The organism is Enterobacter cloacae complex sp. P13B (assembly GCF_014895915.1).
Classification (GTDB): Bacteria; Pseudomonadota; Gammaproteobacteria; order Enterobacterales; family Enterobacteriaceae; genus Enterobacter; species Enterobacter bugandensis.
In genome coordinates, this window is sequence record NZ_JADBQN010000045.1 from 319 (window position 1) to 18,092 (window position 17,774).

The 17,774-nt window shown below is 53.3% G+C and carries 17 protein-coding genes, 1 pseudogene and 1 other annotated feature; of the genes and pseudogenes, 10 read left to right on the forward strand and 8 right to left on the reverse strand.

Annotated features, from left to right (window positions below; translation table 11 throughout):
* Window positions 1–316 precede the first annotated feature (316 nt).
* The 4 genes and pseudogenes from IM273_RS18565 (at window position 317) to IM273_RS18580 (ending at window position 4,082) form a co-directional block, all read left to right on the forward strand.
* Window positions 317–1,436 (forward strand): annotated as a pseudogene (locus IM273_RS18565) (IS3 family transposase).
* A 221-nt stretch (window positions 1,437–1,657) separates the two neighbouring features.
* A complete protein-coding gene (locus IM273_RS18570) occupies window positions 1,658–1,930 on the forward strand; it encodes a hypothetical protein (RefSeq protein WP_193031146.1) in 273 nt (90 codons plus the stop codon).
* A gap of 337 nt (window positions 1,931–2,267) precedes the next feature.
* Window positions 2,268–2,672: a DUF2946 domain-containing protein gene (locus IM273_RS18575; protein WP_045260864.1), complete on the forward strand. Its 405-nt coding sequence runs from the start codon at window positions 2,268–2,270 to the stop codon at window positions 2,670–2,672.
* A gap of 39 nt (window positions 2,673–2,711) precedes the next feature.
* The gene (locus IM273_RS18580; RefSeq protein ID WP_193051878.1) at window positions 2,712–4,082 is read left to right on the forward strand and encodes a PepSY domain-containing protein; all 1,371 of its coding nucleotides are present in this window, start codon (window positions 2,712–2,714) and stop codon (window positions 4,080–4,082) included.
* Window positions 4,083–4,084: 2 nt separating this feature from the next.
* Here the strand turns inward: IM273_RS18580 and IM273_RS18585 are convergent, their stop codons facing one another.
* From IM273_RS18585 to IM273_RS18600, 4 genes are all read right to left on the reverse strand, one after another.
* Complete coding sequence (locus IM273_RS18585; protein WP_028014123.1) at window positions 4,085–4,570, reverse strand: OmpA family protein; 486 nt, start codon at window positions 4,568–4,570, stop codon at window positions 4,085–4,087.
* A 12-nt stretch (window positions 4,571–4,582) separates the two neighbouring features.
* Complete coding sequence (dgcN, locus tag IM273_RS18590; protein WP_193051879.1) at window positions 4,583–5,803, reverse strand: diguanylate cyclase DgcN; 1,221 nt, start codon at window positions 5,801–5,803, stop codon at window positions 4,583–4,585.
* The gene (locus tag IM273_RS18595; RefSeq protein ID WP_370528543.1) at window positions 5,796–6,257 is read right to left on the reverse strand and encodes a YfiR family protein; all 462 of its coding nucleotides are present in this window, start codon (window positions 6,255–6,257) and stop codon (window positions 5,796–5,798) included. Before IM273_RS18595 ends, dgcN begins: the two co-directional genes overlap by 8 nt.
* 228 nt (window positions 6,258–6,485) lie before the next feature.
* Window positions 6,486–6,860, reverse strand: coding sequence for a DUF2799 domain-containing protein (locus IM273_RS18600; RefSeq protein ID WP_041908636.1), 375 nt, complete (start codon window positions 6,858–6,860; stop codon window positions 6,486–6,488).
* Between the two features lie 213 nt (window positions 6,861–7,073).
* Here IM273_RS18600 and aroF point away from each other — a divergent pair, with 213 nt between their 5' ends.
* Genes aroF through IM273_RS18615 form a run of 3 tightly spaced genes read left to right on the forward strand, consistent with a single transcriptional unit; the run spans window position 7,074 to window position 10,209 of the window.
* Window positions 7,074–8,144, forward strand: a complete 1,071-nt coding sequence (gene aroF / locus IM273_RS18605) for a 3-deoxy-7-phosphoheptulonate synthase AroF (protein WP_045260858.1) — start codon at window positions 7,074–7,076, stop codon at window positions 8,142–8,144.
* A 10-nt stretch (window positions 8,145–8,154) separates the two neighbouring features.
* Window positions 8,155–9,276: a bifunctional chorismate mutase/prephenate dehydrogenase gene (tyrA, locus tag IM273_RS18610; protein WP_028014119.1), complete on the forward strand. Its 1,122-nt coding sequence runs from the start codon at window positions 8,155–8,157 to the stop codon at window positions 9,274–9,276.
* 60 nt (window positions 9,277–9,336) lie between these two features.
* On the forward strand, window positions 9,337–10,209 hold the full coding sequence (locus tag IM273_RS18615) for an SMP-30/gluconolactonase/LRE family protein (RefSeq protein WP_069732809.1): 873 nt from the start codon (window positions 9,337–9,339) through the stop codon (window positions 10,207–10,209).
* On the opposite strand, the gene pheA is transcribed toward IM273_RS18615, so the two are convergent.
* The 4 genes from pheA to bamD all read right to left on the reverse strand — a co-directional run bounded on the left by pheA (window position 10,206) and on the right by bamD (window position 12,973).
* Window positions 10,206–11,366 (reverse strand): bifunctional chorismate mutase/prephenate dehydratase, encoded by a 1,161-nt coding sequence (gene pheA, locus IM273_RS18620; protein WP_028014117.1) that lies wholly within the window; start codon window positions 11,364–11,366, stop codon window positions 10,206–10,208. The two genes, IM273_RS18615 and pheA, sit on opposite strands and share 4 nt — an antisense overlap.
* A 30-nt stretch (window positions 11,367–11,396) precedes the next feature.
* Window positions 11,397–11,522: a sequence feature (Phe leader region), on the reverse strand.
* Window positions 11,474–11,521, reverse strand: a complete 48-nt coding sequence (gene pheL, locus IM273_RS18625; protein ID WP_100249759.1) for a pheA operon leader peptide PheL — start codon at window positions 11,519–11,521, stop codon at window positions 11,474–11,476. Its footprint overlaps the feature before it by 48 nt.
* A gap of 103 nt (window positions 11,523–11,625) precedes the next feature.
* Window positions 11,626–11,967 (reverse strand): ribosome-associated translation inhibitor RaiA, encoded by a 342-nt coding sequence (raiA, locus tag IM273_RS18630; RefSeq protein ID WP_003863162.1) that lies wholly within the window; start codon window positions 11,965–11,967, stop codon window positions 11,626–11,628.
* A 268-nt stretch (window positions 11,968–12,235) separates the two neighbouring features.
* Window positions 12,236–12,973, reverse strand: a complete 738-nt coding sequence (gene bamD, locus IM273_RS18635; RefSeq protein WP_023308867.1) for an outer membrane protein assembly factor BamD — start codon at window positions 12,971–12,973, stop codon at window positions 12,236–12,238.
* Between the two features lie 131 nt (window positions 12,974–13,104).
* On the opposite strand from bamD, the gene rluD reads away from it, so the two are divergent.
* The 3 genes from rluD to clpB all read left to right on the forward strand — a co-directional run bounded on the left by rluD (window position 13,105) and on the right by clpB (window position 17,516).
* Entirely contained in the window at window positions 13,105–14,085 is a 981-nt protein-coding gene (rluD, locus tag IM273_RS18640) for a 23S rRNA pseudouridine(1911/1915/1917) synthase RluD (protein WP_028014116.1), read from the forward strand.
* Window positions 14,082–14,813 (forward strand): purine nucleoside phosphorylase YfiH, encoded by a 732-nt coding sequence (gene yfiH, locus IM273_RS18645; RefSeq protein ID WP_193051880.1) that lies wholly within the window; start codon window positions 14,082–14,084, stop codon window positions 14,811–14,813. The genes rluD and yfiH overlap by 4 nt, the downstream gene beginning before the upstream one ends.
* 129 nt (window positions 14,814–14,942) lie before the next feature.
* Window positions 14,943–17,516, forward strand: a complete 2,574-nt coding sequence (gene clpB / locus IM273_RS18650; protein ID WP_041908644.1) for an ATP-dependent chaperone ClpB — start codon at window positions 14,943–14,945, stop codon at window positions 17,514–17,516.
* Window positions 17,517–17,774 lie beyond the last annotated feature (258 nt).

Consider the following 17,774-nt stretch of genomic DNA (forward strand, 5'->3'; position numbering starts at 1 on the left):
TAAAAATTTTTTTCGATATACCGAAAGATTTCGCAATTCGCTCCGATGAGTATTTATGTTGATTAACAGATTCGTCTCGCCGTTTTTGCTTTGCTGTTTCGTATGATCCTTGAGTGCTGGGTTTGTTGTCTTGTCACTTTTCTTGAGTTGAGGCCTTTATTCCCATTTCTCATGTCGACTCAATTAGTAGCTAAAGATTGTTTTCACTGTTTGTATAGTTACTGATTGTAAAACAATAGAGTACTTGACCTGCTCCCCGTTGATTAACACACCCCGATGTTAGTAATGTCTTCATAATCCACATGAGGATATCCCCATGAAGAAGCGTTTTTCCGACGAACAGATCATCAGTATTCTTCGCGAAGCGGAAGCCGGAGTTTCTGCTCGTGAGCTCTGCCGTAAGCACACCATTTCCGATGCCACTTTCTACACCTGGCGCAAGAAGTTTGGTGGCATGGAAGTTCCTGAGGTGAAGCGGCTTAAATCTCTTGAAGAGGAGAACGCCCGCCTCAAGAAGCTACTTGTCGAAGCCATGCTGGATCAGGAGGCTCTTCAGGTGGCTCTGGGGCGAAAGTACTGACGACAGGCCAGAAGCGGGAAGCCGTTGAGTTTATGTGTGATGCGACCGGTCTGTCGCAACGTCGTGCCTGCAGGCTTACAGGTTTGTCCCTGTCGACCTGCCACTATGAGGCTCAGCGTCCGGCGGCTGATGCGCATTTATCGGGGCGCATCACTGAGCTGGCACTGGAGCGCAGGCGTCTTGGCTACCGCCGCATCTGGCAGCTGTTGCGTCGGGAGGACCTTCACGTCAATCACAAGCGGGTATACCGTATTTACCACCTTAATGGACTGAGCGTAAAACGCAGACGAAGCCGTAAAGGGCTGGCAACCGAACGGTTTCCGCTTCTGCGCCCGGATGCGCCGAACCTGACATGGTCGATGGATTTCGTTATGGACGCACTGCCCAACGGTCGGAGGATTAAGTGCCTGACCTGTGTGGATGATTTCACGAAGGAGTGTCTGACGATCACCGCTGCTTTCGGTATTTCAGGAGCTCAGGCCATGCATATTCTGGTCAGCATCGCGCTGTTTCGGGGCTATCAGGCGATAACAAGAACCGATCAGGGCCAGGAATTTACCTGCAGCGCGCTCGATCAATGGGCCTTTGAGCATGGTGTGGAACTACGACTTATCCAGCCAGGTAAGCCAACGCAGAACGGATTTATTGAGAGTTTTAACGGATACTTTCGCGATGAGTGTCTAAATGAACAATGGTTCAGCGATATTCTTCATGCCCGGAAAAAGATCAATGACTGGCGGCAGGATTATAACGAGTGCCGTCCCCATTCATCGCTGGATTACCAGACACCAGCTGAATTCGTAACGGACTGGCGAAACAGGAAATATGAAGAAAACCAACCGACATTACTAACTGAAGGTTGTATCTAATCCTGGGGGCAGGTCACTGGCTGCAAAAACCATCAATAGCAAAGCTGTGGGGGGGGCCGCCGTCTGCGATAGAGAATACAATCAAGTTAGATGAGCTATTTCCTACGAAGGCGGGAACGACTGGCTACTATGATTCGATTAACAACCTGCGCGTAATTGTAAATTCAAATACTGGGAATGTTGTGACAGTTATTCCTGGGGGGCCTAAATGATGGATAAAACAATGCTGCATGAAACCGTGAAATCGATTCTGTTAAATGAATGGGATTCTATTGGTATCAATGAGTTTGAAAAGGCCAAGGATGAATACGATGCATACGTTGCTCTTATTTGTCATATGATCGCCGAGGGCAAGAGTGTCTTTGAATTTCATAGATTTCTCTGTTCGGCTATTGATGCAATGGGCCTTGATGGTGATGGTCAATCCGAACAGGTCCTTGCTGAAAAGCTGGCGGCTCTCGTTCCGGCCCGTCTAAGCTAGCAAATTAGCAGGTTTAAATGTTGAAGCCCGATTTTTAGGGGCTTTAATTGATAACATCAACTCTTTTCCAGCCCTACTTTATATTCAACATCTTGAAATCCTGACACTTCCACATAACACTTTTTGACCGCATTTCGCTGTGCTAGTGATCCATATAACTAACTGTTCATAAAGAAAAATCTGTATTTATCAATGGTGTTGGATATAAGCGTTTGAACTGAGCATCGCTTAAGCGACTTTATGTTAGAAATGCTGACTTTTTTGCCCGATCGCACCTCTCGCATTAACCCTTTCGTCATAAATCATTTACAATGCTTGCCTCTTGAATGGAGGGGAAGTGGATAACGTACTGCATCAGCCTAACCGGAAACGCGCAGCGGCTTTGACCGCGCTGTTTGCGATCCTGCTGATCGTGGTGGCACCCCTTATCTCCGTCTCGCTGCAGAAAGACCCCATGAGCGCCATGCCGGGCATGCATCATGACATGAGCATGATGTCGATGGACGAGCATCACGGCGATATGCCGCACACGATGCCGGTCGACCATGCGGAGGCGTGCGGCTACTGCGTGCTGTTAGCCCACGTGCCGGGCGTGATGCTCGCGCTGATTGTGCTGCTTAGTATCGTGCTGCAAAGGCTTCGCGTGAAGCCGCCGCGTCAGGCGGTCAGCCACTGGCACTTTTTCCCCTGGCTTTACCCTGATACCCGCGCGCCGCCGCGGCAGTCTGCTTTTTCCCTTTAAAAACTCAATCGATAACTTTTTGCCTTAAAAAGGAAAAGTATGACTACCTGCACTCCGCGCGCGGCATGGGGAAACCTGCTGCGTCGCCTCCATTTCTACGTCGGGCTATTTGTCGGCCCGTTTATCTTCTTCGCCGCGCTGACCGGTACGCTGTACGTGGCGACCCCGCAGCTCGAGAATGCGCTCTACCGGCACGCGCTCCATACGGATTCCGTGGGCGAGCCGAAGCCGCTGGCGGAACAAATCGCCACGGCGGAAAAGGCCGTTGGCTCAGATTTGCGTTTGCACGCCGTTCGCCCGGGGCTGGTTGAAGGTGAAACCACCCGCGTGATGTTTGCTGACCCGACGCTGGGGCCTTCGGAAAACCGGGCGATCTTTATCGATCCGGTAAGCCTCACGGTGCTGGGGGATATGACGGTGTACGGCACCAGCGGGATTTTACCGCTGCGTCAGACCATTGATTATCTGCATACCTCTCTGATGCTGGGCGATATTGGGCGGCTCTATAGCGAACTGGCCGCTTCCTGGATGTGGGTGGCCGCACTGGGAGGGATTGCCCTGTGGTTTTATACCCGACCAAAACGCCGGATTAACAATCGCTTCCAGAACCGCCGTCGGGTGCATGTGACGCTCGGCTGGATATTACTGGGGGGCATGCTGCTCTTCTCTGCAACCGGCCTGACCTGGTCCCAGTGGGCGGGGGGGAATGTTGATAAGCTGCGCGCTGAGTTGAACTGGCTAACCCCGCAGGTGAATACGATGCTATCCGGCGTGCCGGAGAGCGTGGATGAGCACGCCGAACACCGTGGCCATCACGGCGGAATGATGATGCCGGAAATGGCGATGGATCTGACGCGGTTTGACGGTGTGTTAAGCGCGGCGCGTAAAGCGGGGATTGATGCCAACAGGCTGGAGATCCGCCCGGCGAAAACAATGGATCGCGCATGGACAGTAACGGAAATCGACCGCAGCTGGCCGACTCAGGTGGACGCCGTTGCGGTTGATCCCGGTACGATGCAGATCCTCGACAGAACCCGATTCGAGGACTTCCCGCTCATGGCAAAACTGACCCGCTGGGGCGTGGATTTCCATATGGGGATCTTATTCGGGCTGGTGAATCAGCTGCTGCTCGTTGCTTTCGGCCTTGCCCTGTGCGTGCTTATCATCTGGGGATACCGGATGTGGTGGATGCGTCGTCCGGCACAGTCGGCAATGAATCCGGTGCAGACGCTTGCTCAGAGCTGGCTGGCGCTGTCAGGGTGGGGAAGAGGTGTTACCGTGGTCATCAGCGCACTGCTGGGGCTGGCTTTGCCGGTGATGGGCGTGAGTCTGGCGCTGTTTGTTCTGATTGACTGGCTGCGCTGGCGAGCGGCAACAGGCGTGTCGCTCACCGAATCATCCGCTAAATAATCCTATGGCGCGCTGATAACCACTGACACCCGGCGGTTTTCAGCGCGCCCTTGTGCAGTGCTGTTGCTCGCAATCGGATATTTTTGGCCTAATCCCCGGGTGGTGAGATTGCTGCGCGGGATATTCGCGCCCTTCGCCCACGCGTCGGCCACGGCATTGGCGCGTTTTAACGACAGGGCTTCGTTGTAGCTTGCTTCACCGTAATTATCCGTATGACCGTCCATTCGCGCGTGATTCAGGCCAGTTTTCGCCAGACGAGAGGCCATGGACTGGATCTGTGTTTCACTTTCCGGACGCAGTCTGGCGTCATTCTTATCAAAGAGGATGGTGTCCGACATACCAAGCGACCAGTCGCCGTTCAGTTCGTTAAAACCGTATGACTTCATCGCCGCGATTTGCTCAGGAGTAAATTTGCCCTGGGGCGGCGACTGACAGCCTGCCAGAACCAGTGAGGCCATAACTAACGGCGCGAAGTAACGTTTTAACATAGTGTATCCTTTCTAACTTATTGTTTTCGTACGCTGGTTTTTAACCTGGTACATGTTGCGGTCAGCCCTCTCCAGTAATGCTTCCACGGAAGCATTTTCCCACGCCAGAGCAAAGCCAATGCTGAGTGACATCGATGCTTTTTGTCCGTTATGCAGATCAAACGGACGGATAAACTGCTGCGCTAGCGCAGCACAAATGTGTTGAACCTCTGGTTCAGAATGCACCCCGTACAGCACCATGGCAAATTCGTCACCGCCAAGGCGGTAGGACTGATGGCGTTTATCGCCAAATTCCACCATCCTGCTGGCGACTTCAATCAGCACGCAGTCTCCTGCCGCGTGTCCCCAGGTGTCGTTAATAAACTTAAAATTATCACCGTCGAGGAAGAGCAGGGCCGAGTTTGTTTTTGCCGAGGGGTCATTCATTAATGCCGCAATACTGTTACGAAACGCAGCGCGGTTAGCAAGACCGGTGAGCGGGTCGTGCATGGCGGTACGAAGCAGCTGAGCGTTTTTCGCCTGGAGCTTAAGCTGCCACTCCTCCATCTCGTCCAGCAGGCTGTTAAAGTCTTCTCCAAACTGATGGAATTCTTCAATGCGCCCATCTTTCACCCGACGGGAAAAGTTGCGATTGGTGCGGACGTCATGCACAACGTCGGTGATATTTTGCAGCGCCGTGACCATGCCGCGGTGCAGAGACTGGGTAATGGTGAGCGCGACGACGGTTGCAAAAAGAATACAGCCGGTGAGGACGGCAAACGACATCCAGATGAAATGGCTGATAAGGCTGTCACGCGCGGTAAGACGTATTTCACCTATCTTCGCGCCGTTGTGCAGGATGGGCTGCGCAACCGGAACGGGGAAAAGCCAGCGGCTGACCAGCGCTCCCAGCGTGTCGTTATTATCCTTCGGGTTCCAGGACCAGTAGGCAAAGCGCTTTTTATGCCCGTTGATGACTTCTGCTACGGCAAACTGCCCCTGCTTACCCAGCGCAGCGAGCGTCTCGTTGGCCGCCAGTGAATCGTTGAAAACCAGAGAGGCTTCAAGGCTGTGGCTCATTGTGGCGCCGGTTAATTCGAGATTTTTTTGCGCGTATTGTTTTAATGTTACGACCGAGGCAAAACAGAGCAACAGCCATATTAACGTCATTGTGATGATGACGCTTATCATGTTGTTTCGCCTCAGCGTTCTTTTAAAGGTCGGACGCTGCGTCGAGATGAAATCTTTATCCATGCTGCTTATTCCGTGCAAGCATCAATACATCCGGGTTAACCCTGACGCCACTGCGTGTCAACGCATCCAGATTGACGGAAAATCGCACCTGGCCACGATCGATTATCAGGCAAAAGGCGCTGCCAATAACACATTCCGGATTTTGCTCTGAGATTAATAGCAATGCTCTGCCCTGATATTGACTTATTAATTCAAGTTGTTTCGCAGGTGGTTCAGTCCCGAAATAAACAGCATCGCATGTCGCGGCCAGGGCTTCCCGATCGTTACGTACAATAACGGGGGTATAAGGTAACTCGTTATGCCCCTGGTTTTCGCTGAGCGCGTGCGTATAGTGAGAAGTGGCATAGATGCAGAGTTTAGGCTGACCGGAAAGCGACGGCCATCGCGTATAGCTCACTATGCCTGAGACAATAGAACGTACCGATTTATCTGTCTCCGAGAGCGCGCCTGCCATCGCCGGGCCCACCATAAGGAACAGCATTAGCACCAGAGTGAGTCGGAACAAAGAGTTCAAGTATAAATTTCTCACCAGAATCCGCCGTACCGCTCCGGAAATAGATGTCCTTAAGAGTTGCGGGCAGAATACCATTGTTTATCAGAACCGTCATTATGTCAGAAATAGCCCATGGCTGACCTAAGCTAAATCCTACAGTTGTTTATTTTCCAAAGAATAAAAGCAGACTTAATTAAGCCTGCTGGAACGCATACTTTCATCCATTCCTTTTTGCCATGACGCATGCAGTTTCGCTGCATTTTCAACAGTATCACAACTGGCTGGATAAGATTTGCCCGCTAATCCCCATGCATGAATAAAGCCTTCTTCACACACTTTCTTCTGACCATCAGCATAGCCGCGAAGATATTCATTACGATCGACGTGGGGGTCGTTAAAACTATCGGCCAGGGTCTGGTTATCTTTAACCGGCAGGCCATTTATGGCGTCTTCTTTACCCGCGCTGAACCAGTCCGGGCTCGTCCAGTTGGGCTGGAAAGTGTAAGGATTAATCTGACAGCCCGATAAAAACAGCGACAGCAGGACGAAAGCAATCGATCGCATAATCCTTCTCCTTTTTCTTCAGCATAGCCTGGCGGGAGAAATTTAGAGTGTAATTTAAAGTTTACGATTTTAGCGGCTGGTTTTTGCTTTTATTGTGCGACTGTAAACTAATATGTACGCATTTTGGATTGAAATGTTTACTTTTTATGGTATCGTGGTTTCACCTCACTGAGGAAAACAACTATCGCAAACGAGCTTTACAGGATCGCTATCATGCAAAAAGACGCGCTGAACAACGTACATATCACTGACGAACAGGTTTTGATTACCCCGGATCAACTGAAAGCGGAGTTTCCGCTGAGCGCCGCGCAGGAGGCTCAGATCGAGCACTCTCGCCAGACCATTTCTGACATTATCGCTGGCCGCGATCCGCGCCTGCTGGTGGTTTGTGGTCCTTGCTCTATTCACGATCCTGAAACCGCCATTGAGTATGCGCGTCGATTTAAAGCATTAGCGGAGGAGGTCAGCGATAGCCTCTATCTGGTGATGCGCGTCTATTTTGAAAAGCCACGCACGACGGTTGGCTGGAAAGGATTGATCAACGATCCGCACATGGATGGCTCGTTTGATGTGGAAGCAGGCCTGAAGATTGCGCGTCGCCTGCTGGTGGAACTGGTCAGCATGGGGCTGCCGCTGGCAACCGAAGCGCTGGATCCAAACAGCCCGCAATACCTGGGCGATCTGTTTAGCTGGTCCGCAATTGGTGCGCGTACGACTGAATCGCAAACCCACCGTGAGATGGCGTCTGGCCTGTCGATGCCGGTTGGCTTTAAAAACGGTACCGATGGCAGCCTGGCGACGGCGATCAACGCCATGCGCGCCGCCGCCATGCCGCACCGCTTTGTTGGGATCAACCAGGCGGGCCAGGTGTGCCTGCTGCAAACGCAGGGCAACCCGGACGGTCATGTGATCCTGCGCGGCGGTAAAGCGCCAAACTACAGCCCGGCGGACGTGGCGCAGTGTGAAAAAGAGATGGAACAGGCGGGACTGCGTCCGGCACTGATGGTAGATTGCAGTCATGGTAATTCGAATAAAGATTACCGTCGCCAGCCAGCGGTTGCGGAATCCGTGGTCGCACAGATCAAAGACGGAAACCGTTCGATTATCGGCCTGATGATTGAGAGCAACATTCATGAAGGTAATCAGTCATCAGAACAGCCGCGCAGCGCGATGAAGCACGGCGTCTCCGTGACGGATGCCTGCATCAGCTGGGAAACCACCGATGCGCTGCTGCGTGAGATCCATAAAGATTTAAGCGGCCAGCTGGCGACGCGTCTGGTTTAAGAGGGTAGTTATGGTTGCTGAATTGACCGCACTGCGCGATCAAATTGATGAAGTGGATAAGGCGCTGCTGGACCTGCTGGCACGCCGCATGGCGCTTGTTGCCGAAGTCGGTGAGGTGAAAAGCAAATACGGCCTGCCGATTTACGTCCCGGAGCGCGAAGCCTCAATGCTGGCCTCCCGTCGTAAAGAGGCGCAGGCGCTGGGCGTTTCGCCGGATTTGATTGAAGATGTTCTGCGTCGCGTGATGCGGGAATCCTATTCCAGCGAAAACGACAAGGGCTTTAAAACTCTCTGTCCGTCCCTGCGTCCGGTGGTGATTGTTGGCGGAGCAGGGCAGATGGGGCGTCTGTTCGAGAAAATGCTGACGCTTTCTGGCTATCAGGTGCGCATTCTGGAAAAAGAGGACTGGGCACAAGCACCGGAACTGATGAAAGATGCCGGAATGGTTATCGTCAGCGTGCCGATCCACGTGACGGAGCAGATCATCGGGAAGCTTCCTCCTTTACCAAAAGACTGCATTCTGGTGGATCTGGCTTCCGTTAAAAACGGTCCTCTGCAGGCGATGCTGGCTGCGCATACGGGCCCGGTGCTCGGGCTGCACCCGATGTTTGGCCCGGACAGCGGCAGCCTGGCGAAGCAGGTGGTGGTTTACTGCGACGGCCGTCAGCCGGAAGCCTATCAATGGTTCCTGGAACAGATTCAGGTCTGGGGCGCGAGGCTGCACCGCATCAGCGCGGTCGAGCACGATCAGAACATGGCGTTCATTCAGGCGCTGCGCCACTTTGCGACCTTTGCCTACGGCCTGCATCTGGCTGAAGAGAACGTGCAGCTTGAACAGTTGCTGGCGCTCTCTTCACCGATCTATCGTCTTGAGCTGGCGATGGTCGGGCGTCTGTTTGCGCAGGATCCCCAGCTTTACGCCGACATCATCATGTCGTCTGAAAATAACCTGGCGCTGATCAAGCGCTACTATCAACGCTTTGGCGAAGCCATTACGCTGCTGGAGCACGGAGACAAGCAGGCGTTTATCGACAGCTTCCGCAAAGTGGAGCACTGGTTCGGCGATTACGCCACTCGTTTCCAGAGTGAAAGCCGCACGCTGTTGCGTCAGGCAAATGACAGTCGCCAGTAATCCAATGATGTATATACTGAAAGCCAGCAATGCTGGCTTTTTTCATTTTGGGGAACTGTCATGGCTGAACCGCAGCTGCTGTTGAACTACACCGGGCATCTGCCCGAATGCCCGACGTGGAGCGCAGAAGAAAATGCGCTTTACTGGGCGGATATTCTGGAAGGGGAGATCCACCGCTATCACCTGCCGACGGCGGAACATACCGTGCTTTCCTTCCATGAAGAGGTGGGCTGCTTTGCCCTGCGTGAGCGAGGCGGTTTTATCGTCGCTATGCGCAACGGCATCTGGCTTGCCGATAAGCATGGGCTCCTGCAGCGCAAGGTGTGCGATAACCCCTCAAACCCGCAGCTCGCACGTTTTAATGATGGGGGTACCGACCATAAGGGCCGGTTCTATGCGGGCACGTTCTGGGGGCCGGGAGATTACAACGGTGCCCTGCTGATGCGCATCGACAACGACCTGACGCCGAAAGTGATCCAGTGCGATATTCACGGGCACAACGGCTTAGCGTTTACCCCGGATAAACAGTGGATGTTTACCTCAGACACGCCAAACGGCGTAATTTACCGCACGCCGCTTAACGAGCAGGGCGAACCCGGCAGGCGTGAGGTATTTCGTCAGTTTAACGCGGGAGAAGGGATACCGGACGGTGCGGCGATGGATGTGGAAGGCTGCTACTGGAGCGCGCTGTTTGACGGCTGGCGTATCGCGCGTTTTTCTCCACAAGGGGAGCAACTGGAAGAATACCGCATGCCGGTGCGTTGCCCGACGATGGTCTGCTTTGGCGGCGATGATATGAAAACGCTGTTCATTACCACCACGCGGGAAAATATGGATGCGGAGGAGGTGGCGAAGTATCCGCTTTCCGGAGCCGTCTTCACCCTGCCGGTTAATGTGGCAGGGATGAAGAAAAGCCGTTTTATCGAATGCTAGCTTGGATCGACCGGGACGACGTTTTCGCTCGGATAGCAGCCCAGCACTTTCATTGAACGGGTAATTTCACCCAGTTCGCGCAGGGCTTTCTGCATGGATGCAGATTCCAGGTTGGCCTGGATATCGAGGTAAAACATCTCTTCCCAAGGATTACCGTGGATTGGGCGTGATTCCAGCCTGGTCATGATCAAATTGTGGTTGCGCAGCACCAGCAGGGCTTCTACCAGCGCGCCCGCCTGCTGGCCGGTCGCCATCAGCAGCGTGGTTTTCGCCGGCACCTGGTCTGACACGTTGATTGCCTTGCGGGCCAGCACCACGAAGCGGGTGATGTTTTGCGTCTGGTTAGCAAGATTGCGTTCCAGAACCTGTAAGCCATACAGCGCGCCGCCCGCTTCGCTGCCGAGCGCAGCAACGGTTGGGGAGTTAGCTTGCGCTACTTTTTCCATTGCCGCCGAGGTGCTTTCGGTGTACTCAATTTTCCAGTTCGGATAGCGGTTCAGGAACTGGCTACACTGCTGGAAAGGCTGCGGATGGCTGTAGACCGTTTCGATCGTGTTCAGGTCCGTTGAACCGGAGACCAGTACGCAGTGATCGATAGGGATCGTCAGCTCGCCGACCAGCGACAGGCTGGTATGCTGCAGCAGATCGTAGACGTCGTTGATGGCACCGGAACTGGTGTTTTCAATCGGCACCACGGCGTAATCCGCCTGGCCGGTCTCAACCTGGTTAAAAATATCGGCGAATTTTGCGCAGCCGCTCTCAATAAACTCTTCAAAATGACGTGCGGCATACTGGCGTGCGGCCAGATGAGAGTAGGAGCCTTTAGGCCCGAGGAAGGCGATGCGCGCCGAGTGCGGGTTGGTTTTATTGAGATGCTGCTGGAGTAGCGCTTGCTGGGTCAGAACGGAATCTTCGATGATGAGCTGGAACAGCCGGGTGATGTAGTGGGCATCAAGGTGATGCGCTTTGCCGAGCTGGATGAGACGTTCCAGCAGATCCCGCTCGCGGTCGATGTCACGGACCGGACGATGGGAGTCCAGCTTGGCTTTGCCCACTTCAACGGCGAGGGCGCGACGTTCGGCCAGCAGCGCCAGTAATTTTTCATCCAGCGCGCTGATTTTTACTCGCAGATCCAGTAACGGGTTTTCCGGTGTCATAGTGTTGCCTGTCTCATTTTATCGTTATCAATAAAAAAGGCCCCCCGGTGTGGGAGGCCTTGTTGTTCGTCTTCGCATTCTTTATCACACGACGAAACGCCTCCCGTTCAGGGGAAGGTAAAAAAGAATGCGAAGAAGAACGGCGTAAGTTTCATAAAGTCATCCTGTGATTGATACCGTTAAAGTACCCGTACTGTTTTCACCCTGTCAATAAAAAACGCGCCCGAAGGCGCGTTGGCGGTACACTCAATTTAAAGGATTACTCTTCTTCAACTTCTTCCGCGAAGCTGGCGTCTTTCACCGACGTTGCGGCGCGACGGGCTTCACCTTTGTGTTGCACTTTATTGAGCTGCCGTTCCAGCTTGTTGATCAAATCGTTAATAGCGGTGTACATATCCTCATGTTTTGCGCTGGCGACCAGATGGCCGTTTGGAGTATTGATAGTTGCGTCAGCGATGAAACCCTGGGGCTCCTTGGACAGGATGATATGTGGATTAATCAAATGTGTTTGCCATTTATCCAGTTTGGCGAGACGGTCTGCGACGTGCTGGCGAATTGCCGGAGTAATTTCCATTTGTTTACTGGTAATGTTCATTGTCATAAATTTTACCTCTTGTCTTTCCGTCTTGGTGATTCCAGCATACCCGACCTAATGTCAAAATGTGTGATTTAGATCACGTTATTTTGTCGGTTTTTGTCAGGGAATCTTTTTTGTGAGGCAGGGCAGGAAGAGATGAGATTTACCTTGTGGAAGGTACGAATTGCGGTCATAGTTGACGGGATGTGTTGAGGCTAAAGCGCTTCAGCGGATGTCTGAATTGAATAAAAAAACGGCAGCCTTCGGGCTGCCGTTTTGCATTGAAGCGATATCAGGTGTTGCTGCTGTTCGCGGCGATGATTTTCGCCACTTTTTCAGCCTGAGCGGTCATCTGCATCTGACGGTAAGCATTTTCCATCAGCTTCAGGCCGTCGCGCGTTGCCTGAGTATCCGGGTAATCACGCAGCATACCTTCTACGCGGTTAACCACGGCAACCCAGGCGCCACGGCGGGTATAGTATTCCGCAACGGAGTACTCATATTTCGCCAGACGATCTTTCAGGAACACCAGACGTTTGGTCGCGTCGGTCACGTACTGACTGTTCGGATAGCCGCGCACCAGCTTGGAGAAGTCATTGAAGGCGTCGCGCGCATGCTGCGGGTCACGGTCGGAGCGATCTACGCCGAAGAAGCCCTGCAGGGCGCTGTCGTCCAGCGCCATGTTGGTCAGGCCGCGCATGTACATGACGTAGTCGATGTTAGGATGAGTCGGGTTCAGACGCATGAAACGATCGATAGTTGCCTGAGCCAGCGGCAGATCGGCATTTTTGTAGTAGGCGTAGATAAGATCTAACTGTACCTGCTGCGAATACGGACCAAATGGATAGCGATTATCCAACGCTTCCAGTTGCGTTATCGCCTGTTTCCAGTTACCGTCCTGCAACTTTTGTTGTGCAGTCGCATAGATTTCATTCGGCGGATTGTCAGGGACCTGTTCATTCGAACCGGAGCAGCCCACCAAAGCCAGGCTCAACGTGGCCGCTGCCACCAGATATTTCATGCGCGTCATGACGTTTTGACTTTCCTCAAATGTTTGTCCGGGAGAAACTCTGTTCCTGCTCCCGATTAAGACCAGCTACAATAGCACACTATATTAAACGGCAAAGCCGTAAAACCCAACGTTAAACAAAGAAGCAGTTTATGGCACAACGAGTAGAACTCACCGCAACAGTCTCCGAAAATCAGCTCGGTCAACGCTTAGATCAGGCTTTGGCCGAATTGTTCCCTGATTATTCGCGTTCACGCATAAAAGAATGGATCCTTGACCAGCGCGTGCTGGTAAACGGCAAGATCTGGGACAAACCAAAAGAGAAAGTGTTTGGTGGGGAAGCTGTTGCCATCAATGCTGAAATCGAAGAGGAAATCCGCTTCGAGCCGCAGGATATCCCATTGGACATCGTCTATGAAGATGATGACATTCTGGTGATCAACAAGCCGCGCGACCTGGTTGTTCATCCGGGCGCAGGGAATCCAGACGGTACGGTACTTAACGCACTTCTTCATTATTATCCGCCGATTGCGGATGTCCCACGTGCAGGCATCGTTCACCGTCTGGATAAAGACACCACCGGTCTGATGGTGGTGGCGAAGACCGTTCCCGCTCAGACCCGTCTGGTGGAATCGCTGCAGCTGCGTGAGATTACTCGCGAATATGAAGCGGTGGCGATTGGACACATGACCGCTGGCGGCACGGTAGAAGAGCCGATCAGCCGTCACCCGACGAAACGTACCCATATGTCGGTGCATCCGATGGGTAAACCGGCGGTGACGCACTATCGCATTATGGAGCACTTCCGTATTCATACCCGCCTGCGCCTGCGCCTGGAAACCGGTCGTACTCACCAGATCCGCGTTCACATGGCGCACATTACCCATCCGCTGGTGGGGGATCAGGTGTACGGCGGTCGTCCGCGTCCGCCAAAAGGCGCGTCAGATGAGTTCATCAGCGTACTGCGTAAATTCGATCGTCAGGCGCTGCACGCGACCATGCTGCGTCTTTATCACCCGATCAGTGGTATCCAGATGGAATGGCATGCGCCTATCCCGCAGGATATGGTGGAACTCATTGATGCCATGCGTGCTGATTTCGAAGAACATAAGGATCAAGTGGACTGGTTATGACCAAACTGATTGTCCCGGAGTGGCCGCTGCCTGCAGGCGTGGCCGCCTGTAGTTCGACCCGTATTGGCGGCGTGAGCCAGGGCGCGTGGGAGTCTTTAAACCTCGGCGCGCACTGCGGCGATAGCCTGGAACACGTTGAAGAGAACCGCACGCGTCTGTTTGCTGCGGGAAATCTGCCGTCGAAGCCGGTTTGGCTGGAGCAGGTTCACGGCAAAGCGGTACTGAAGCTGACGGGAGAACCTTACGCTTCCAAACGCGCCGATGCTTCTTACAGTAATACGCCGGGCACGGTTTGTGCCGTAATGACCGCCGATTGTCTGCCGGTTCTGTTTTGTAACCGTGCCGGTACGGAGGTAGCAGCAGCGCACGCGGGCTGGCGTGGCTTATGCGAGGGCGTGCTGGAAGAGACCGTCGTCTGCTTCAATGATAATCCCGCCAATATCATGGCCTGGCTAGGTCCGGCGATTGGCCCTCGTGCTTTTGAAGTGGGGCCGGAGGTTCGCGAAGCATTCATGGAAAAAGATCCGCAAGCCATTGAGGCCTTCCTGCCTGCCGGGGAAAAATATCTGGCGGATATTTACCAGCTTGCCCGCCAGCGTCTGAATAATATTGGCGTAACGCAGATCTTCGGTGGCGATCGCTGTACGTTCACCGAAAAGGATGATTTTTTCTCCTATCGCCGCGACAAGACGACGGGTCGTATGGCAAGTTTCATTTGGCTGATATAACCTAAAGAATCAAGACGATCCGGCACGTGCCGTTTTCTTTTCACATAATTCAGGTCATTAACCTTGAATAATTGAGGGATGACCTCATTTAATCTCCAGTAGCAAATTTGACCTGTTATGGGAGGAGTTATGCGTCTGGATCGTCTTACTAATAAATTCCAGCTTGCTCTCGCCGATGCCCAGTCCCTTGCACTGGGGCACGACAACCAATTCATCGAACCTCTTCATTTAATGAGCGCCTTGCTGAATCAGGAAGGGGGATCGGTACGTCCTTTATTAACGTCTGCTGGCATTAATGCTGGCCAGTTACGCACCGCTATCGATCAGGCGCTGAGCCGTTTACCGCAGGTAGAAGGTACCGGCGGCGACGTTCAACCGTCGCAGGATCTGGTGCGCGTGCTGAACCTTTGCGACAAGCTGGCGCAAAAACGTGGGGACAACTTTATTTCGTCGGAGCTCTTTGTTCTGGCGGCGCTTGAATCACGCGGTACCTTGACCGACCTGCTGAAATCTGCCGGTGCAACCACCGCCAATGTGACTCAGGCGATTGAGAAAATGCGCGGAGGTGAAAGCGTGAACGATCAGGGAGCCGAAGACCAACGTCAGGCTTTGAAGAAATTTACGGTCGATCTGACCGAACGTGCCGAGCAGGGCAAACTTGACCCGGTTATCGGCCGTGACGAAGAGATCCGCCGTACGATTCAGGTACTGCAGCGTCGTACCAAAAACAACCCGGTACTGATTGGTGAGCCGGGGGTCGGTAAAACCGCCATCGTTGAAGGGCTTGCGCAGCGTATCGTAAACGGTGAAGTGCCGGAAGGGTTGAAAGGCCGCCGCGTACTGGCGCTGGATATGGGCGCGCTGGTGGCCGGGGCGAAATACCGCGGTGAGTTTGAAGAGCGTTTGAAAGGCGTGCTGAACGACCTGGCGAAACAGGAAGGCAACGTCATTCTGTTTATCGACGAACTGCACACCATGGTCGGAGCCGGTAAAGCTGACGGCGCAATGGATGCCGGGAACATGCTGAAACCTGCGCTGGCGCGTGGTGAACTTCACTGTGTCGGTGCCACTACGCTTGATGAGTATCGTCAGTACATTGAGAAAGATGCCGCTCTGGAACGTCGCTTCCAGAAAGTGTTTGTTGCTGAGCCAAGCGTTGAAGATACCATCGCGATCCTGCGTGGTCTGAAAGAGCGTTATGAACTGCACCACCATGTGCAAATTACTGACCCGGCCATCGTTGCGGCGGCGACGCTTTCGCATCGGTATATCGCCGATCGTCAGTTGCCTGATAAAGCAATCGACCTGATCGATGAAGCGGCGTCGAGCATTCGTATGCAGATTGACTCGAAGCCGGAAGAACTGGACCGACTCGACCGCCGCATCATTCAGCTCAAGCTGGAACAGCAGGCGCTGAAAAAAGAGTCTGATGAAGCCAGTAAGAAACGCCTGGATATGCTCAATGAAGAACTGGACGATAAAGAGCGCCAGTATTCTGAGCTGGAAGAAGAGTGGAAAGCCGAGAAGGCCTCTCTCTCTGGCACGCAGACCATTAAAGCAGAACTCGAACAGGCCAAAATTGCCATTGAGCAGGCTCGCCGTGTGGGTGACCTGGCACGTATGTCTGAACTGCAGTACGGCAAAATCCCTGAGCTGGAGAAACAGCTTGAGATCGCCACGCAGTCTGAAGGCAAAACCATGCGTCTGTTACGTAATAAAGTGACGGATGCCGAAATTGCCGAAGTGCTCGCTCGCTGGACCGGTATTCCGGTGGCGCGCATGATGGAAAGCGAACGCGATAAGCTGCTGCGTATGGAACAGGATCTGCATCAGCGCGTGATTGGTCAGGACGAGGCGGTTGAAGCGGTCTCCAACGCTATTCGCCGTAGCCGTGCTGGGCTTTCCGATCCAAATCGCCCGATCGGTTCGTTCCTGTTCCTGGGGCCGACCGGTGTCGGTAAAACCGAACTGTGTAAAGCGCTGGCAAACTTTATGTTCGACAGCGACGATGCGATGGTGCGTATCGACATGTCCGAGTTCATGGAGAAACACTCCGTCTCGCGCCTGGTCGGTGCGCCTCCGGGATATGTTGGTTATGAAGAGGGCGGCTACCTGACCGAAGCGGTGCGCCGGCGTCCTTATTCCGTCATCCTGCTGGATGAGGTGGAAAAAGCGCATCCGGATGTGTTCAACATCCTGCTTCAGGTGCTGGATGATGGTCGTCTGACAGACGGGCAGGGGAGAACGGTCGATTTCCGTAATACGGTCGTCATCATGACCTCGAACCTGGGTTCCGATTTGATTCAGGAACGTTTCGGTGAACTTGACTACAGCCATATGAAGGATCTGGTGCTCGGTGTGGTGAGCCATAACTTCCGTCCGGAGTTCATTAACCGTATTGACGAAGTGGTGGTATTCCATCCTCTGGGTGAGAAACACATTGCGTCGATTGCGCAGATCCAGCTGCAGCGTCTGTACAAACGTCTGGAAGAGCGTGGATATGAAATTCACATCTCCGACGATGCGCTGAAGCTGCTGAGCGAGAATGGTTACGATCCGGTTTATGGTGCGCGTCCACTGAAACGTGCTATTCAGCAGCAGATCGAAAACCCGCTGGCGCAGCAGATCCTCTCCGGAGAACTGATTCCGGGCAAAGTTATCCGTCTGGAAGCCAACGACGATCGTATTGTGGCAGTGCAGTAAGTCACAAAACGCAAAAACGAGCCGCTTGCGGCTCGTTTTTGTTTAAAAACCAGGCGAAAATTGAGGTCTGGGATGCGTTTCGCCTGGAAAGTGAGCAGTTAGTAAATAATTTTCACTTTATCCTTGCAGCTTCGGAATTACTCCCTATAATGCGCCTCCACTGACACGGAACAACGGCACACACGCCGCCGGGTCAGCAGAGAACAGCGAAAATAAACGCTTGACTCTGAAGCGGGAAAGCGTAATATGCACACCCCG

What these genes read in the sequence shown, in the direction of transcription:
- rluD (WP_028014116.1), top strand. Translation starts at nt 13,105, where the DNA reads ATGGCACAACGAGTAGAACTCACCGCAACAGTCTCCGAAAATCAGCTC.
- IM273_RS18570 (WP_193031146.1), top strand. Translation starts at nt 1,658, where the DNA reads ATGATGGATAAAACAATGCTGCATGAAACCGTGAAATCGATTCTGTTA.
- IM273_RS18580 (WP_193051878.1), top strand. Translation starts at nt 2,712, where the DNA reads ATGACTACCTGCACTCCGCGCGCGGCATGGGGAAACCTGCTGCGTCGC.
- IM273_RS18600 (WP_041908636.1), bottom strand. Translation starts at nt 6,860, where the DNA reads ATGCGATCGATTGCTTTCGTCCTGCTGTCGCTGTTTTTATCGGGCTGT.
- tyrA (WP_028014119.1), top strand. Translation starts at nt 8,155, where the DNA reads ATGGTTGCTGAATTGACCGCACTGCGCGATCAAATTGATGAAGTGGAT.
- dgcN (WP_193051879.1), bottom strand. Translation starts at nt 5,803, where the DNA reads ATGGATAAAGATTTCATCTCGACGCAGCGTCCGACCTTTAAAAGAACG.
- IM273_RS18595 (WP_370528543.1), bottom strand. Translation starts at nt 6,257, where the DNA reads ATGGCAGGCGCGCTCTCGGAGACAGATAAATCGGTACGTTCTATTGTC.
- yfiH (WP_193051880.1), top strand. Translation starts at nt 14,082, where the DNA reads ATGACCAAACTGATTGTCCCGGAGTGGCCGCTGCCTGCAGGCGTGGCC.
- IM273_RS18585 (WP_028014123.1), bottom strand. Translation starts at nt 4,570, where the DNA reads ATGTTAAAACGTTACTTCGCGCCGTTAGTTATGGCCTCACTGGTTCTG.
- bamD (WP_023308867.1), bottom strand. Translation starts at nt 12,973, where the DNA reads ATGACGCGCATGAAATATCTGGTGGCAGCGGCCACGTTGAGCCTGGCT.
- IM273_RS18615 (WP_069732809.1), top strand. Translation starts at nt 9,337, where the DNA reads ATGGCTGAACCGCAGCTGCTGTTGAACTACACCGGGCATCTGCCCGAA.
- raiA (WP_003863162.1), bottom strand. Translation starts at nt 11,967, where the DNA reads ATGACAATGAACATTACCAGTAAACAAATGGAAATTACTCCGGCAATT.
- pheA (WP_028014117.1), bottom strand. Translation starts at nt 11,366, where the DNA reads ATGACACCGGAAAACCCGTTACTGGATCTGCGAGTAAAAATCAGCGCG.
- aroF (WP_045260858.1), top strand. Translation starts at nt 7,074, where the DNA reads ATGCAAAAAGACGCGCTGAACAACGTACATATCACTGACGAACAGGTT.
- clpB (WP_041908644.1), top strand. Translation starts at nt 14,943, where the DNA reads ATGCGTCTGGATCGTCTTACTAATAAATTCCAGCTTGCTCTCGCCGAT.